Annotated in this window: 13 protein-coding genes and 1 other RNA gene; 7 read left to right on the top strand and 7 right to left on the bottom strand. The window is 45.7% G+C overall.

Annotated elements, in window-relative coordinates:
• The first annotated feature begins 38 nt into the window (after nt 1-38).
• The 4 genes from ACN0TT_RS09775 (at nt 39) to ffs (ending at nt 3,184) form a co-directional block, all read left to right on the top strand.
• Nucleotides 39-1,463 (top strand): YcjX family protein, encoded by a 1,425-nt coding sequence (locus tag ACN0TT_RS09775; protein ID WP_417761962.1) that lies wholly within the window; start codon nt 39-41, stop codon nt 1,461-1,463.
• Nucleotides 1,460-2,506, top strand: coding sequence for a TIGR01620 family protein (locus tag ACN0TT_RS09770; protein WP_417761961.1), 1,047 nt, complete (start codon nt 1,460-1,462; stop codon nt 2,504-2,506). The genes ACN0TT_RS09775 and ACN0TT_RS09770 overlap by 4 nt, the downstream gene beginning before the upstream one ends.
• Nucleotides 2,507-2,610: 104 nt before the next feature.
• Nucleotides 2,611-2,913 (top strand): ComEA family DNA-binding protein, encoded by a 303-nt coding sequence (locus ACN0TT_RS09765; protein WP_417761960.1) that lies wholly within the window; start codon nt 2,611-2,613, stop codon nt 2,911-2,913.
• 173 nt (nt 2,914-3,086) lie between these two features.
• Nucleotides 3,087-3,184: signal recognition particle sRNA small type (gene ffs / locus ACN0TT_RS09760), an RNA gene on the top strand.
• A gap of 22 nt (nt 3,185-3,206) precedes the next feature.
• On the opposite strand, the gene ACN0TT_RS09755 is transcribed toward ffs, so the two are convergent.
• From ACN0TT_RS09755 to dinG, 6 genes are read right to left on the bottom strand one after another with little or no spacing between them, the layout of a single operon-like run.
• A complete protein-coding gene (locus ACN0TT_RS09755) occupies nt 3,207-3,473 on the bottom strand; it encodes a late competence development ComFB family protein (protein ID WP_417761959.1) in 267 nt (88 codons plus the stop codon).
• Nucleotides 3,474-3,486: 13 nt separating this feature from the next.
• Nucleotides 3,487-4,383, bottom strand: coding sequence for a histone deacetylase (locus ACN0TT_RS09750; RefSeq protein ID WP_417761997.1), 897 nt, complete (start codon nt 4,381-4,383; stop codon nt 3,487-3,489).
• A 12-nt stretch (nt 4,384-4,395) separates the two neighbouring features.
• A complete protein-coding gene (locus tag ACN0TT_RS09745) occupies nt 4,396-5,088 on the bottom strand; it encodes a DUF2057 domain-containing protein (RefSeq protein ID WP_417761958.1) in 693 nt (230 codons plus the stop codon).
• A 19-nt stretch (nt 5,089-5,107) separates the two neighbouring features.
• A complete protein-coding gene (locus ACN0TT_RS09740) occupies nt 5,108-5,764 on the bottom strand; it encodes a primosomal replication protein (RefSeq protein WP_417761957.1) in 657 nt (218 codons plus the stop codon).
• Nucleotides 5,761-6,531, bottom strand: a complete 771-nt coding sequence (locus tag ACN0TT_RS09735) for a sulfite exporter TauE/SafE family protein (RefSeq protein WP_417761956.1) — start codon at nt 6,529-6,531, stop codon at nt 5,761-5,763. The genes ACN0TT_RS09740 and ACN0TT_RS09735 overlap by 4 nt, the downstream gene beginning before the upstream one ends.
• Nucleotides 6,532-6,543: 12 nt before the next feature.
• Entirely contained in the window at nt 6,544-8,616 is a 2,073-nt protein-coding gene (gene dinG / locus ACN0TT_RS09730) for an ATP-dependent DNA helicase DinG (RefSeq protein WP_417761955.1), read from the bottom strand.
• 87 nt (nt 8,617-8,703) lie between these two features.
• On the opposite strand from dinG, the gene ACN0TT_RS09725 reads away from it, so the two are divergent.
• Both ACN0TT_RS09725 and ACN0TT_RS09720 read left to right on the top strand, forming a co-directional pair.
• Nucleotides 8,704-11,088, top strand: coding sequence for a DNA polymerase II (locus ACN0TT_RS09725; protein ID WP_417761954.1), 2,385 nt, complete (start codon nt 8,704-8,706; stop codon nt 11,086-11,088).
• Between the two features lie 416 nt (nt 11,089-11,504).
• A complete protein-coding gene (locus ACN0TT_RS09720; RefSeq protein WP_417761953.1) occupies nt 11,505-14,369 on the top strand; it encodes a TonB-dependent receptor domain-containing protein in 2,865 nt (954 codons plus the stop codon).
• A 167-nt stretch (nt 14,370-14,536) separates the two neighbouring features.
• Here ACN0TT_RS09720 and ACN0TT_RS09715 read toward each other — a convergent pair whose 3' ends face one another.
• Nucleotides 14,537-15,058 (bottom strand): diguanylate cyclase domain-containing protein, encoded by a 522-nt coding sequence (locus ACN0TT_RS09715; protein WP_417761952.1) that lies wholly within the window; start codon nt 15,056-15,058, stop codon nt 14,537-14,539.
• A 78-nt stretch (nt 15,059-15,136) separates the two neighbouring features.
• Between ACN0TT_RS09715 and ACN0TT_RS09710 the strand changes: the two genes are divergently transcribed.
• Nucleotides 15,137-16,951 carry a DUF885 domain-containing protein gene (locus ACN0TT_RS09710; RefSeq protein WP_417761951.1) on the top strand — a complete coding sequence of 605 codons (1,815 nt, stop codon included), beginning with the start codon at nt 15,137-15,139 and terminating at the stop codon, nt 16,949-16,951.
• Nucleotides 16,952-17,034 lie beyond the last annotated feature (83 nt).

Below are 17,034 nucleotides of genomic sequence, written 5' to 3'. Positions count from 1 at the left end.
AGGCAGCGTCGTAGCGCTGCCTCTTTTTTAGGAGAGTTATGGCAGATCTTAAGCAACGTTGGCATCAACTCGAACAAAAAGCCAAGGATATTGGCTACCGCACCACAGACCGGCATCTTCGCCTCGCTGTTACTGGGTTATCTGGCGCTGGTAAAACCGCTTTCATCACTGCAATTGTTGAAAAACTGCTTACCGCAGAGCAACTCCCACCTTACGGCGGGCTCCCATTATTTACTGTGTGCCGAGAGGGGCGTTTTATTGGCGCACGTAGAGAGCGTCAACCTGACCTCAATATCGCCAGTTTTAGTTACGACACCGCCATGGGGGCATTAAGGCAACGGCTGCCACATTGGCCGCAGTCCACAACGAACATAAGTGAGTTACGCTTAGCCATTGATTATCGTCCTCAGACTGGTGTGTTAGCTAATTTCATGGACAAGGCGACATTACATCTGGACATTGTTGATTATCCCGGTGAGTGGTTGCTCGATCTGCCGATGCTCGACCTTGATTACCAACAGTGGTCAACACAGCTATTAGCAGCCAATAGTCCGTTGGTAAATACGCCGAGCTACCCTGATTTCATCGCTAAGATCACTGCGTTAGATCCAACCACAGAGCCGAGTGATGAAGCTTTAGCGACCATTAGCGATAGTTATCGTGTGTTACTTGAGCAACTGGTGCATCAGCAAGGATTCTATCTCGCGCAACCGGGTAGGTTATTGTTGCCCGGCGATCTGCAAGGTACGCCGTTGTTGGCGTTTTTCCCGTTACCGAATGAGTTTTTCTCCGAGTTAGGCGAGGCTTCTCCGCTTACACGTCAGCTACACCAGCGCTATGATGCTTATGTGAAGCAGGTAGTGAAGCCGTTTTATCAACACTATTTTGGAGAGTTTGATCGTCAGTTGGTGCTAGTTGATGTGCTCGGTGCCTTAAATCGTGGGCGGCCACAATTTGAAGATATGGCTAATGCGTTAAATGCGCTTAACCAGAGTTTTCGATTTGGTAAGGGCGGGTTTTGGCAGCGGTTATTTTCACCTAAGATCGACCGATTGTTATTTGCTGTGAGTAAGGTAGACCAGATCACGCGCGAACAGCAAGGCAATGCATTGTCGCTGCTTAAAGCGCTACTCAATCCGGGGTGGCAACGGGCGGACCAACAAGGCTGTGCAGTTGAGGCTATGGCGGTCAGCGCCATTAAAACGACCCGTTATGGCATGGCGAAAGACCGTGGACTAGGTGAAGTAGCGGTAGTGAGTGGTCGTGGTCTCGATAACGGTGGCGAGACGATTACGTTATTCCCCGGTGAAGTGCCACAAGCATTACCCAATGATGATTTTTGGCAGCAGCAAGGCTTTGAGTTTGTCAATTTTGCGCCGCCACGGCTACCAGCTGATCAGCCGTTTGAACATATACGGTTGGACCATCTACTCGAATATCTCATAGGAGACAAGTTGTCGTGAATCTCCCTCCATCAGATGATAAAGCTGCTCCGATTCAGCAGCGTAAGCTATATGATGCCAACGACATAGTGCAGTGGCAGGATTCCGAACCTGCCCAGCACGGTTTTGCTGAAGAGGTGGAACAAGTTGCCGAGCAGACGCTACGCCCTAAACGACGTACATGGTCGTTGTTGACGCGCTTAGCCATGTTGGCTTTGCTTGTCGGTGTCATAGTGCAGTTAGTGGTTACGTTAATTGAAGCGTGGCAGCGTAGTAGCCTGCTATTTATTACCTACACCGGCATTTTTGCCATTCTGACGCTGTGGTTATTGGCGTTGGTGGTTAAAGAGTGGCGTTATTTACGGCAACTTAAAGGCAGCATCGATGGACAACAAGTGGCCGAGCGTTTAAAGGTCAGCGTACAGATGGGGGAAGCGCCAGGTTTTATTGGCGCTATTACGGCGCGCTTGCCAGCTGATGCAATCGGCTGTGTCAAGCAACTCAATCAATCGCTTTCACCCAATCAAAATGACGCGGAGCAGATACGCTTGTTTGAGGCCATCGTCCTAGATGATCGCGATAAAGCGGCGCGACGCATTGTACGCAAGTTTGCGTTGCAATCTTCGTTAATCCTCGCTGTCAGTCCATTTGCCCTGTTAGACATGGTGCTGGTGTTGTGGCGAAATCAGGCAATGATCAAGCAAATTGCCGCGTGCTACGGTATCGAGTTGGGTTATTGGAGCCGAGTGCGACTCATTCGCGGGATTTTCTGGAACATTATTTATGCTGGAACGAGTGAGCTAATGACTGATTTCGGTAGCCAAATGCTGTCTATGGAAATGACGGGCAAACTCTCTGCACGTTTAGCACAAGGATTGGGTGGAGGGTTATTAACTGCACGCTTAGGATTACAAGCGATGCGCTTATGTCGCCCAGTAAAGTTTAATGAGCAAAACCAACCGAGTTTGACCAAAATCCACATGGAGCTGCTCAAAGAACTGAAACAACGGATGGCAAAATCGGAGCAAGCGGCAACGGGAACTGACCCTGTACAACGCAACTAAAGAAGTGCTGTTCAAATTGTGAACTAATTATTACACTGGTCAACGGAGTCAAGGAAAAGGTATGCAGGCTCCAGTTTGTATATGGAAATCACAAGGAGGAACTTATGAGTTCAATGATCAAGTGTAGTTTACTCACCGCTGTGTTGTTGCTAGTGCCATTTGCGTCCAATAGCTTCGCTAAAGACGAATTGCCACAGGCATCAGTTCAACAACTGCAAAAGGTTAACATCAATACCGCTTCAGTCGACGAGCTACAGCTACTAAAAGGGATTGGTGCGGCAAAGGCAAAAGCGATCGTAGACTACCGTGAAAGCAACGGTAAATTTGAATCGGTTGAGCAATTGGAGCAAGTAAAAGGTATCGGCAAGAAACTTATTGAAAACAATGCCGATGCGCTAACGCTCTAGCGGCACCTGCTTACAGTAAAAAGTCCGCTTCGGCGGGCTTTTTTGTATAGTCAGTGCGCAGTTAGCGGGTAATTGGTAGTTTTACCTTGATTCAGGCGGCTGCTTTATGGATAATTCCCGCCGTTATCAAGAGTTATTAGCCAGTGGCTAATCTTGGTAAATCAATGGTGACCCCAGGGTCCCCCCGCAATGATAACTTGTGAACTCGGCCAGGCCCGGAAGGGAGCAACCGTAGCAAGTGACTCATGTGCCGGGGTGTTGGCTCTGGGGGAACCTCCAGCTTTCACCTCTGTTCAAGCACGCTGATCTAGGCGACTTTTCAAAAACGCTCGTGATTTTTCCAACGCTTCATAAATTTCATTGCGCATCTGCTGTTGTTCGTTATTGTCGTTGTAAAAATAGGTATCCACTAAGTGGTGCACATAACGCACGGGTAGCTGATTGAGCGTTACACAGGCTAAATCCGACATATAGTCTTCGGGTAATTCATCCAATAATCCCTCTTCGGAGAGTATCTCCATTAGCATCACTTCGTAGTAGTTGCGGATATCCAGCTGCATATTTTTCTCCCGATTAACTGAACAATTCCTTGGCGGCAACATACAACTGTAGGTGCCTATCAACTAAGTGTAGCGTGTCACGGCAATATCCGCCGCCAGCAACACAAATAATTGGAATATCGGCTTTTTTAACAATACTCAGTACAGTTTGCTCTCGCGCTAATAAGCCAGCATCAGTGAGTTGGATGAGGCCAAGCTCATCTCCTTGATGCACATCCACCCCCGCATCATAGAAAACGATATCAGGTTGGTAGGTGTTAACTAGTAGCGGAAGCATCTGCTGGATCAACTTTATATAGTCTTGATCATTGGTGGCGCGCTCAAATGTTACATCATGATGCGAGTTGGCTTTTCTCGCCGGGAAGTTTTTATCGCAATGTAGTGACACACTAATTATGTCATCACGATGTTGGGTGAGCGTCGCCGTGCCATCGCCCTGATGCACATCGCAATCAAAGATGAGTACGCGCCGGACGTTACCTTGTCGGATCAGCTGATCAGCAGCAATGACTAGATCGTTGAACAAACAAAAGCCGCTGCCAAAGTTATGATGAGCATGGTGATAGCCACCACTAATTTGGGCGGCAAAGCCTGTTTGAAGTGCGGTGCGTGCAGCGAGTACGGTAGCACCAATCGAGTAATTCGTGCGCTCGATCAGCGCATCAGACCAGGGAAAGCCGATACGCCGCATAGCTTTCTCTTCAAGTGTTCCATCTAACAGCGCATGAACATAATGGCTATCGTGAATAGATGTTAGCCACGAGATTGGCGCGGGCGTAGGTATTAAAAACTCGCAGTGCTGCTGGAAATCAGCTTGCTGCAATCGCTGATGTAATAGGTGATATTTCGCTATCGGGAAGCGGTGTCTGGGTGGTAACGCCAGCGCGGAGTAGCTGGCGTGATAAGTCACCGGTAACAAGATTTACAGCTGCTTGATAGCCCAGCTCATAAACTCTTTACGAGTTTTTTCATCAGCTTGTTGCCACCAGTATTGTAACATTTGTGCTGACTGGTTTTGCGGCAAGGCATTGGTCTCGCTTGATGATGTTGCAGTTGCTGCCACTGCTGGTGCGGCGGTCATGGCTTCCACTTCACTCGCTTGTTTTACCGGTTGTGGTACTGGTTTACCGCCAGTAATTGCTGCTGCGGCGACATCCACTTTTGGAGATTGCTCACCGACATTAAATAAACGACTGAAGAATGAATTTTCTTGAATATCGGTTTGCTGAACGCTGTATTCCACTTCGCTGTTGTTGCTGCTAATAACGACTTTAGGATCTTTAGCGTAAGCTTCTGGGTCGGTGATTTTGTTTGCGGGTTTCAGCTCGTAGTTCGCATCTTGTTGTACATTGATGGTCACGATAAAAGGTGACGATTTAACAAAATTTGGGCTTTCAGAAAATGAATCCTCATACATGTCACTGTAACGAATAGCAATTTTATGCTTACCACTGCTTAATGACAGGTCAGCCTTATGAGTAAAGTGATTGGTCTCAATTTGAGCGCCATCTAACGCCAAGTATTCGAAAGCCATTGGAATAGTCATATTTGCTGCAAACGCAGATGACGAACAGAACAGTGCCAAAATGGCTGAAACGGTCGTTATAGGTTTCATTGTTGCTCCTTAACAAGAATTAGGATTGTTTATTTGGGCGCTCAAATAATTGAATACGTTCTTCAATATAATGAATTGCTTGCCTGCATTTCCCCAAACGTTTGTGCATAGCGAGCAGGTCATTCTGAACAGCAATTTTTTCAGTAATGTGACAGTTGTCAAGCTTGGCCTGCAACTGCTCAATTTTAAACTGAATTTTCTTCTCCCAGTTGAAATGCTTGTTTAGCTCTTCGTATAGCTGGTGGCTGTTGCGCATTACATCTGCGGCGATCCAGCCAAAGCCAGAATCTGAATGACGCTGCTGCATTTTACGCTGGTAGACTGCTTTTTTGCTGTTTTTATTTTGTTGTTGCGCTTTTACATCTATTGCGGTGGTGCCTATTGCGCGTTTTAATGCCACAAATCTGTCAGATAAACGTTCACAACTTGCCAATAATACTGGTGTTGAGATCCCCGCTGCTAACTGTTTCTCTAACTGTGTGATACTTTGTTCGAGCTGCGTTACACAGGGATAAAGTTTACCACCACTTTGATGGAACAATGCCTGATCAAAGCGTTCTAAATGCGCTAGTAAACGCAAAGTATGCTCAGACTGGGATTGGTCATGCTGTAATACTTCCTGCTCCAGTTGTTTGAGCTGTTGTCTTAGCTTTTGCAGTAACGCTTGGGTATTCATGTCCACGCATTCCAGCTGAGGTGTATCGCAATGATAATCACCATAGTTATGAACAGCGGCCTAATAAACGGTACGCCAAAGCGTATTGCCGAATGTGTGCCGATGTAGGAGCCAAGCATCATCGAGCTACCGAGCAGTAAGCCTACGGCAAAGTCCACGTTCCCGTGATAGATAAAAATCGCTAATGCCACAATGTTACTCACAAAGGTCATCGCGCGAGAGAGGGCACAGCTCTTTAAAAAAGACAGCTTATACAATACACGGCTGCTGACGATCCACATCGACCCGAGTCCAGGACCCGCAAAACCGTCGTAGCTACCAAGGACAAAACCTTGCAGCAACTGACGCTTGGTGTGTGGTTGATATTTGGGCGGATTAAATTCACCATGCAGTACTTTTCTAGACAGTAAGCTGTACAAGGCGACTAAGATAACGATGACTGGGAGGATTTTTTCCAGCAGATCACCCTCAATTAAGTATACCAACATGCTTCCCACCACGGCGCCAATAGCAGTGGCTACAAAGCATTTTTTCCAAAGCCGAGGATCCAGTAAGTGTTTTTTATAATAGGTGTAGGCAGCAGTCGATGAGCTCATGGATGACGCGAACTTGTTGGTGCCAAGGGATAAATGGGGCGGCATGCCAACGCTGAGTAGAGCGGGGATCGACAGCAGTCCACCGCCACCCACTATGGCATCGATAAAACCTGCCAATAACCCTGCGCCAGCTAATACTAACCAGTTGATACTTGTTGAAAGAATTTCCACTAAAGGCCCAGTTTATTCAATAACACGACGATACGGCGGCAAGGCATCCAACAGGGATTTGCCATAGCGTTTACTGACAAGTCGCCGATCGAGGATGGTAATTCGGCCATAATCTTCCTCCTTACGCAAGAGTCGACCACAACTCTGGATCAATTTACGCGAGGCGTCAGGAATCGTCAGTTGTAAAAACGGATTGCCGCCTTTGAGTTTGACATACTCTGAATGCGCTTGCTCGACAGGGGAGGTTGGCACCGCAAATGGCAGCTTAGTAACAATTAAGTTGGTCAGGTAATCCCCCGGTAAATCGAGCCCTTCAGAGAAACTCCCAGTACCAAAGATAATGCTAGCTTGGCCTGCGTCGCAGCGCGCTTTGTGCGCTTCAAGCAAGGTTTGCCGTGGTGATGAGCCTTGCAGCAATGGCGTGACTGGGAGCTTTCCTTCCAATAGTTGTGCGACTTTTTCCATCTGCCAATAAGATGCAAACAGCACTAAGGTGGCTGTTTCTCCCTCTACCAGTTGGCGGATCTGTTTGGCGAGCTCATCGGTGTACGCATCTTCTGCAGGCTCGGTTGCCATTTTAGGCAGATACAGCGTGGCATTATTTTCAAAATCAAAAGGCGATTGTAACGCCAAGTAGCGACTGCCATCTCTTGGAGATAGCCCCACTTGATAGGCAAAATGCTCAAAGCTATTAAGTGCCCGCAATGTTGCACTACAGAGCACTACGCCGGCGGCTTTTTCCCATAATAAGTGCTCCAACATAAAGCCAACTTCAATTGGTGAGGCGCTGCACAGATAATCTTGTTGCTTACCGGTTATTTGTTCTAACCAGCGCGCGGTCGGGGCTCCTTTGGGATTATCTTCCTTGGCCATCATTTTCCACAGTTTTTGTAGATTCTCTAATCGCTGCAGCATAAAGCCGCATTCAGACACTAAGCCGTCTGCTTGGTGTTTCGGTATTTCACCATCTTTAATCGCTTCAGACAGTAGCATCTGCATCTTATTGAACTGTTTGAGCGCTTCGTTCGATGCGGTGGCTAGGTTCTCTGACAAAATAGTAAGCGGCTCTGGCAACTTTCCGTGTACAAAACGCCAGCGATTATCTTCATTCGCAAAAAACTTAGGATTGCTATCGCAAAAGTGCGCCACTTTTTGTAGCAAGGAGGCGAGTTCTTCGGTGCGATCTAACATCGCCTGTGCTGGCGCAATGATGTAGTTGCTTTTGATTTGTGTCTGTAATTTACCGACAGTCTTTTGCAGTTTATCTAACCAATCGGCGGCACCTCTTAAGGAACCTTGAGCGCTAGAAAAGTCACGTGCAACGATTGGCAGGTGGTGTGCTTCATCAATTACATACAACAAATTTTCTGGCTCGGGTAAAATCACCCCGCCGCCTAGTTCAAGATCGGCGAGCAGTAAGCTGTGGTTGGCGATCAACACATCCCACTCTTCCATATTGTCACGGGCTTTGTGGAATGGACACTGGCCATGGCCCGCTAACTGCTTATGGCAGGAATGTTTATCTGAGGCGACTTGTTGCCAAAGGTGATCCGGAATCGGGGTTTTTAGCGAGTCTAGCTCGCCGTTCCATCGACCTTGGCGATAATCATTGAGGATCTGTTGCAGTTGTTGGATCTGGCTGTTATCAGGTTTGGTTTGCCACATTGCTAACTGCTCAGCGCCGCTATCACCCAGTAACATCTCTAGCTTAGATAGACACACATAGCGCTGACGCCCTTTTACCAATCCGAAACGGAAATCGATACCGCTATGTTCAAGAAAGAAGGGTAAGTCTTTATGCAGTAGTTGTTCCTGCAGAGCCACGGTCGCTGTTGCAATGCACACTTTTTTATTGGTAGCCATGGCTAAAGGAATTGTGCCAAGGATGTAAGCGAGTGATTTACCAATCCCAGTGCCTGCCTCAATAACAATAATTTTTCGGAGCTTATCGTAATCGCCCGCCAAGGTTTTGGAGATCTCTGCCACCATGTAATTTTGCTCACGACGCGAGCGAAAGTTAGGTAGGGATGACGAAATCCGTTTGTAGATTTCTCGGATTTGGGTTTTTACGTGGGCTGCAAGCATTCAGTGCTTTCCTCTAGGAATTCCTGTATATATTAACAGTAATTATGCCTGCTGATAACCGTAAATTGGCTGCTTTGGAATGATAAATTGATACCGCAATACCAAACAATTTCTGGTCGAGTGCTGACGCGCCATTGGCGACAACGAGCCACTGGCGCGGTACTGCAATACTACCTGAATACTGCAGCGGGAGCAGTATTGGTTGAAGTGCCTGAAGGACAACAGGTATTTTTTGCTGCACAACGTGACGCTGCAATACTCACGCAACAACAGCATGGCCTAAACTGTCGCCCTGTGCCGTTAACAAATTTTGAGCACGAACCGGTAACTGCGCTGTATAGCGGCAGCGCATCGATCACTCGACAAACCTGTGCCCGTGCCAAGGATTTAGGCATTGCTTTGTACGAAGCTGAAATCAAGCCACAACAACGTTTTTTGATTGAGCGTTTTATTGCGTTTGAAGCCGAATTCTACGGTTATTTCCAAGCTGATGAATCAGCCGACAATTTGCCTGCTAAATTTGCCGCAACACGTGCTCGCGCGACCACTTTAACGGATGCGAATGTTCCCATCAAAATGGTGTCGTTCGATCTCGAATGTGCGCCTAGCGGCCAACTTTATTCCGCGGCCGTTTATGGTGCGGATACTTTGGGTAATGAAGCCGTGGCGCAAATATTTATGATTGGGGAACCTGAACCGTCCGAAGCGAAAATTCATTGGGTAGCGAATGAACGGGCGCTGTTGTTGCAGATTATTGACTGGTTTCAACAGTGGGATCCTGATGTGATTATTGGGTGGTCTGTTATTGGCTTTGATCTCGCACTACTTTCTAAGCGCTGTCAGTTGCTAGGTATTGCGCCTCAATTTGGTCGTCACGGACAACCTTTAGGATGGATAGTCGAAGGGACGTATCGCCCAGAAACCTTATCTTTACCTGGACGCGTTGTCTTAGATGGTATTGACTGGCTAAAGGCCGCCTTTTACCAATTTGATAGTTTTTCATTGGATTTTGTTGCTCATGCTCTGCTAGGTGAGGGCAAAACTATTGCCACGCAAAACAAAGTGGCTGAAATCAACCGTCAGTTTCGAGAGGAAAAGACGGTACTGGCACAATATAATCTTACCGATTGCCGCCTCGTCTGGGACATCTTTGCTAAAACTGATTTGCTTAATTTCGCCATGGCGCGCGCGCAACTCACGGGGCTAGAGTTTGGGCGTGCTGGCGCCTCGGTGGCAGCGTTCAATAATCTCTATCTACCTCATCTGCACCGCGCTGGTTTTGTTGCTCCAGCAATGCCGGCAAGTAATGGTTTGGAAAGCCCTGGCGGTTATGTGATGGATTCGATACCAGGATTGTACCGAGATATTCTGGTATTGGATTTCAAAAGCCTGTATCCCTCAATCATTCGTACCTTTTTGGTGGATCCGCTTGGTTTGATTACTGGTCTAAAGCAAAATGCTGAAGATACGGTGGCTGGTTTCCTAGGTGCACAATTTAGCCGGCAAGATCATATTCTGCCTGAGCTGGTTGGTAAGCTGGCCGACGCAAGGGAACAAGCAAAGCACGACCAAAACGCAGCACTGTCTCAGGCCATTAAAATCATCATGAACTCGCTTTATGGGGTATTGGGTTCTAGAGGCTGCGTATTTCACGATGCCAAGCTAGCCAGCTCAATCACCATGCGTGGTCATCAGATCATGCAGCAGACCAAAGCATGGCTTGAGGAGTTAGGTTACACGGTGATTTATGGTGACACTGATTCCACGTTTGTGTGGCTGGGTGAATCACATAATGAAGTCGATTACGAAGCTTTTGGCCGAAAATTGGCAGTGCAGATCACCGAAAAGTGGCGCACTCATATTCAGCAACACTACCAACTCCCTAGCTATTTAGAACTGGAGTTTGATAACCATTTTAGTCGATTCTTTATGCCAACATTGCGAGGTTCGGATGAAGGTTCCAAAAAGCGTTATGTCGGCATGAAGCAGGACAAAAGTGGTAATGACCAATTAATCTTCAAAGGTATGGAGCAAGTACGCAGTGATTGGACGCCACTCGCTAAGCGAATCCAGCACGAGTTATACTGGCGTTTGTTTCATGATGTCGACGTTACCTCCTACCTGCGGGAGCAGATAGCATCGATCAAAGAAGGAAAATGTGATGCCGAACTAGTGTTCACTCGCCGATTACGACGAGACATACAAGGCTATCAATCTAAAGCCATTCCGCATGTTAAAGCTGCCCAAAGATTAATCGAGTTTACTCAAGATCCTCAACATGGCAAAAGAGGGGCAGTTATTCATTATGTAATAACCGCGAACGGCGCCATTCCTACAGTAATGACTAATATTCCTCCTGACTATGTTTATTATTTAAACAAACAACTCCGCCCCATTGCTGAGCCAGTACTTAATATTTTAAATGTGACATTTGAGTCAATAGTTAACAAACAGTTTTCTTTTAACATATAAATGTTGTTATATTTATGTTAATTTAGCGTGTTAAATATTTTTATGCTTATTAAAAGTAGCTATTAGACTCATTTTGTTACAAATTTATGGTTATATAATGAGCGTTTACCAGTATTTTTAAACATTTCTCTGACATATCAAATCCGATAAATACTCAGTCATTTCTGATATATCCTCTCTTTTTCCGCAAAACAACTATGGCATGTTCACAAAATTAATTTATTTTCTATTCATTCGTTTGTGTTAACTCAATCTTAAGTGCTGCTTAACAATAACAACGGTGTTGATAAAATGTTTTTGTTGTGTTTTTATCTTCACATTTTTCACAAATGTACCTCTATTTTGTTACGTATTGTGACATGTAAAGCAGGCGACAATTACGCTTGCACTAATAAGTAAGTCAAGGGAGAAATAGCATGATCGTTAAGAAGAATGCACTGGCTAAAGCAGTAAATTTTGCTCTAGTGAGTGGTGTTGTTGCTGCGTCGTTCTCTTCTGTTTCATATGCGGCAGAAGAAACAGCAACGACAGTTGAGAGAATTGAGGTCACTGGGTCTCGTATTAAGCGGACTGATGTGGAGACATCTAGTCCAGTGATGGTGATGGATGCGACTGAAATCAAACAGTCCGGTTATGATCGAGTAGAGGATATTCTGAATCAGTTGCCTCAAATCGAAGCTGCGGAAACTTCATTTCTTGCCAATGGAGCAACTGGCACTGCAACACTCGACTTACGTGGCTTAGGCTCTAATCGTACGCTAGTCTTAATTAACGGACGTCGAATGCAAGCTGGCAGTATCTACTCTCAATCTGCCGACGTAAACCAAATTCCCTCATCGTTAATCAAGCGAGTTGAAGTGCTGACAGGCGGTGCTGCGGCTGTATATGGTGCTGATGCAGTGGCAGGTGTTGTCAACTTTGTCATGAACGATGATTTTGAAGGCTTTCAGTTTAATGCGGGAGCATCAGGCTACCAGCATAAAAACGATAACTCATACATCCAAGGTTTAATGGATGAACAGGGATATGACTATCCTGATGGCTACAATGGCGTTGATGGCAAAGCTTATTCCATGGACATGACTATGGGAGGCAACTTCGACAATGGTAAAGGTCATGCTACTGTTTATGCTGTTTGGCGTCGTAATGATGAGCTAAGACAAGGTAGCCGCGACTATTCTTCTTGTGCATTGAACAATGCTGGGACTGTTTGTGGTGGTTCAGCAACAGCTCCTAATCCTTATTTCGATGTTTTCCCCGTTGTTGATGGTAAAATGGGAAGTGACGAATTTTTTGGTTTTCTGAACCCTAATGGGAATGGATTCATTGAAGATCCTGACGGGGTTATGAATCTCTATAACTATGCCCCAGTTAACCATTTTATGCGCCCTAATGAGCGTTTTTCTACTGGCGCGTTTGTTAACTATGAAATAAACGAGCACTTCCGTCCTTATTTAGAAGTGTCATTTATGCATAACCGCACCGCGGGGCAGATCGCAGAATCAGGCACTTTCTTTAATAATGAACTATTGATGGATTATAACAATCCTCTAATGACCGATGCACAAAAAGCCCAGTTGCAAGCCTATTTTGGTCAGACTCCTGATGATCAATTTATAATGTATATCGGTAAGCGTAATGTTGAAGGCGGCCCTCGTTCAGATAATATGGAACACACTTCATACCGTATTTTAACGGGTATGGAAGGTGAAATTAATAGTTCGTGGAGTTATGACGTTAGTTACAGCTATTCGGCTACGTCCTCAAGTTCAATTTATAAGAATGACTTACTAGCTACACAAATTCCGCAACGTGTCGGTGCTGTTGACACTGAATGTTTAGAGGCCGATGGTTGTTTGTATTACAACGTGTTTGAGTTGGGTGGCGTAACAGCTGAGCAAGCGGCTCAGTTAGCCGGCGTTGGTACATTAAACGGTATCGTTAAGCAGACAATTTACAATGGTTATATCTCGGGTGACTTAGGCTGGAGTTTGCCTACGACGGAAAACACTATTGGTGTGGTGATTGGTGCTGAACGCCGCGAACTAGATTATGAGAGAACAGCCGATACTATTTATGCGGAAGGCCTGTTACTAGGACAAGGTGGTCCGACAGAAGATATTATTGGTGATATCAATGTAAATGAAGTGTTTGCTGAACTTGCCGTTCCTGTATTAGATAATTTGAATGTTAATTTGGCCGGTCGTATATCCGATTATGATACAACTGGCACTGACTCAACTTACTCAATAGGTGCCGATTATACTCTGGCTGATGCATATAAATTTCGCGCAAGCTATGCGCGAGCTGTGCGTGCACCAAATGTAAGTGAGTTATTCTCTGCTACAGGAATCGGCTTGTGGTCTGGTGCAGACGTTTGTGCCGGCTCAGCTCAAGAGATTGAAAAAAGTGGTTTGAATGCGGAAATGTGTGCTCGTACTGGGGTTACTGCTGATCAGTATGGAAATATCAGTTCTTCTCCTGCAAGCCAATATAATGAGGTGTCTGGTGGTAATACAGAGTTGAAACCGGAGACTGCAGACACCTACACGGTCGGTCTAGTTAGCAGTCCATTTGAAGGGTTCAACTTCTCTATTGATTACTTTAAAATCAAGATGGATAAGGTGATTGACAGCATCGGTGCTGAGACCATTGTGGAAAACTGTGCTTTAACTGGTGATGCAACTTTCTGCGATAACATTAACAGAAGTGTATCGGGAAGCCTATGGTTGGGACAAACTGGATACGTTGAGAACGCATTGGCTAATATTGGTAGCCGTACGTGGGAAGGAGTTGATTTAGAAAGTGGTTATCGGATGGAACTTGATGGCGGTACGTTAGCTTTCGCATTGAATGGTTCATACAGCATCAAGAAGGAAATTGAACCTGTTGCCGGCGCGAGTAATCTTGCTTATGACTGTTCTGGCGTAATAAGTTCTAGTTGTGAAGTTGCGTCTCCTAAGTGGCGCCACACGGTCAGAACTGAGTATATAGCTGACGATTACAGTGTTGCTTTTAAATGGCGCTTCTATGGAAAAGTTGACTACGAAGGCAGCACAGACATTTTAGTTGGAGACGGTATCAGTTCGTACAGTTTCTTTGATCTTTCTGGAAATTACGCAGTAAACGATTATATAACTATTACTGCAGGTGTGAATAACATCTTTGATAAAGAGCCTCCGATGGTTGGTGGAACATTATCAACAAATGCTAATACAATGTCTGGCTTTTATGATTCGCTTGGCCGTTTCTTATTTACCAGTGTAGGAGTTAAGTTCTAGATTTTGCATAGCACTGTGTGTCAAATTCTAGGATAAGTTGACAGTATTAGGCCAGCTCCAGTAGCTGGCCTTTTCTATGTAAGTGACTAGCGGTGTTATTATGTAGCTCCTGCAAGTTGTAAACTCAGCTGACTCTCTTTCAGCCGTAACCACATTGCTAATGCCTGTTAATGAATAGTGGCTATCCAGCAATCTTGATGTTGCTCAGCAGCTTGAACATTCTCGGGGTGCAGCAATAAATTATCAACCGTCATGAATAGGGTTTCGGGCTTAATCGATTTTTTCGGTTGGCAGATACATGCTGCTATTTTGCTATCGACACCAATACCATGTTGCTGCATGTAGTTGTTGGAGAAGTTGCTAAGCTGTTCTTTTATACGCTCTACCACCACTTTTGTGCCAGTATCATCGGTATTGAATAGTCCTACGGCAAAGGTGTTGCTGTTTAAACGAGCAAGCATGTCAGTGTTACGCAGTAGGCCTTGTTGAATGCTTTGCGTATATGTTTCCCGTACTCTAGGATTGGCACTGTGCTCATACAGCTGCGGGTGGATATATAACAACACTAACGTTTGTTTATCCCTTAAATGGCGGAACCATTCACGGTGAAATACTTCCATGAAGTAAGCTTGGTTATAGACACCAGTTTCTGGATCCCTGAAACCGGAATTATTAAACGAATAAATCATGCCGGTTACCTGTTTGCTATGACCTCTCAATTATAGTTTAGCTTTGAAAAGTGCAAGTCCCTTAGGAGAATGTTAATAATGAAACTCGGATTATCGGCTGTTAGTTTAGCGTTGCTAGTCAGCTTAGCAGGATGCAGTTCATCATCCCCTTCCGTGACGACTGATGTAAATAATGCTAATGCTGTTCAGCAGCAATCTGCAGCAACGCAGTATTTGGCATTGGCCGATCAATTCTTCAATGAATATCTGCAATTGGAACCAATTTACGCCACGTTTGTTGGTGTTCATGACTATGACGCCGATTTCGGCGGTGATTTGACTGATAGCTATTACCAAAAGCAGCATGAGCTTAATCGTCGTTACTTGCAGTTAGTGCAGCAGCTTGATCGTTCAGCTCTGCCAGCAGACTTGCAGTTAAGTTACGACATGTTTGTTTATGATCGTCAAATTGCACTGCAAAGCGAAAAATTCCCGAATCAGCTATTGCCGATGACGCAGTTTTATAGCTCAGTGATTACTATGGTGCAGCTCGGTAGCGCTGAGAGCGCTCAACCTTTTACCACGGTGAAAGATTATCAAAACTGGCATCAGCGCGTTAAAGGCTTCATCAGTTGGACTAAGCTGGCGCAGCAGCGGATGAATGAAGGTATCGAACAACAGATTGTGCTACCGAAAATTCTGGTACAACGTATTATTCCTCAGTTACGTGCACAGTTGGTTAGCCAACCGGAACAGAGTATTTTTTATAACCCGATAAAGTTTCTGCCAGCGAGTTTCTCAGCAAGTGAGAAAACGCAACTTACTGCTGAATATCGTGCGATGATCCAAGATGAACTCGTGCCAGCTTTGCAAGATTTAGTTGACTATTTTGAACGCACTTATCTGCCTGCGGCGCGTGATACTGCAGGATATTGGGATCTACCAAACGGTTTAGTTTGGTATCAGCAGCAAGCGAATTATCACACTACAACGACCATGTCGGTGGATGAGATCCACCAGATTGGTTTGCAAGAAGTTGCCCGTATTCTGAAAGAGATGGATAAGGTACGGCAGCAAGTGGGTTTTAAGGGCGATCTGAAGGCATTTTTTACCTCCCTGCAAACAGAGCCGCAGTATTTCTACGACACACCAGCGGAGCTTATCAAAGGCTACGATGCCGTTAAGGCGCGGATTAATGCGGTACTCCCGCAGTATTTTAACGTAATGCCAAAAGCCGATTATGTGGTGAAACCGGTAGAAGCATTTCGTGAGCAATCAGCTGCCGGTGCGTCTTATGATGCGCCAGCGGTAGACGGCAGTCGCCCCGGTGTGTTTTACATCAATACCTACAACCTACATGCTCAACCCAAGTGGGGCATGACGACGTTATCATTGCATGAAGCGTCACCCGGTCACCATTTTCAAATCTCTATTAAGCAAGAGTTGGAGCATATTCCACAGTTCCAACGTTTTGGTGGTTACACTGCATTTGAAGAAGGGTGGGCGCTCTATGCCGAATATTTAGGTATTGAGATGGGCATGTTTAAAGACCCGTATCAGTATGTTGGCAAACTGTCGGACGAAATGCTGCGAGCCATGCGCCTAGTGGTTGATACTGGGATGCATGCCAAGCATTGGACACGCGAACAAGCTATTCAATACATGAAAGATAACTCGCCATTGGCCGAGAGCGATATCATCGCCGAAGTTGAGCGCTACATGGCGTTGCCGGGGCAGGCTTTGTCCTATAAGGTCGGGCAGTTGAAGATATTGTCTTTGCGTCATAAAGCGGAGCAAGCATTAGGTGATAAGTTTGATTTGAAAGCTTTTCATGATCAGCTGCTGACCACTGGTTCACTGCCGTTGGCGGTGATGGAAGATAAAATCGATCGTTGGATTGCTTCGCAACAGTAGCTTAGAGGTTAGAGTGCAAACGCCGTCATCATCGCTGACGGCGTTTTTGTATGTTAGGTTAACGTTTCATGTTTGGTAGACAA

The sequence above is a fragment of the Shewanella sp. genome (assembly GCF_048265805.1).
Taxonomy (GTDB): Bacteria; Pseudomonadota; Gammaproteobacteria; order Enterobacterales; family Shewanellaceae; genus Shewanella.
The sequence above is the reverse complement of the archived record's forward strand: the minus strand, read 5'-3'. Positions and strand labels throughout refer to the sequence as shown.

What these genes read in the sequence shown, in the direction of transcription:
- ACN0TT_RS09775 (WP_417761962.1), top strand. Translation starts at nt 39, where the DNA reads ATGGCAGATCTTAAGCAACGTTGGCATCAACTCGAACAAAAAGCCAAG.
- ACN0TT_RS09765 (WP_417761960.1), top strand. Translation starts at nt 2,611, where the DNA reads ATGAGTTCAATGATCAAGTGTAGTTTACTCACCGCTGTGTTGTTGCTA.
- ACN0TT_RS09755 (WP_417761959.1), bottom strand. Translation starts at nt 3,473, where the DNA reads ATGCAGCTGGATATCCGCAACTACTACGAAGTGATGCTAATGGAGATA.
- ACN0TT_RS09745 (WP_417761958.1), bottom strand. Translation starts at nt 5,088, where the DNA reads ATGAAACCTATAACGACCGTTTCAGCCATTTTGGCACTGTTCTGTTCG.
- ACN0TT_RS09740 (WP_417761957.1), bottom strand. Translation starts at nt 5,764, where the DNA reads ATGAATACCCAAGCGTTACTGCAAAAGCTAAGACAACAGCTCAAACAA.
- dinG (WP_417761955.1), bottom strand. Translation starts at nt 8,616, where the DNA reads ATGCTTGCAGCCCACGTAAAAACCCAAATCCGAGAAATCTACAAACGG.
- ACN0TT_RS09720 (WP_417761953.1), top strand. Translation starts at nt 11,505, where the DNA reads ATGATCGTTAAGAAGAATGCACTGGCTAAAGCAGTAAATTTTGCTCTA.
- ACN0TT_RS09715 (WP_417761952.1), bottom strand. Translation starts at nt 15,058, where the DNA reads ATGATTTATTCGTTTAATAATTCCGGTTTCAGGGATCCAGAAACTGGT.
- ACN0TT_RS09710 (WP_417761951.1), top strand. Translation starts at nt 15,137, where the DNA reads ATGAAACTCGGATTATCGGCTGTTAGTTTAGCGTTGCTAGTCAGCTTA.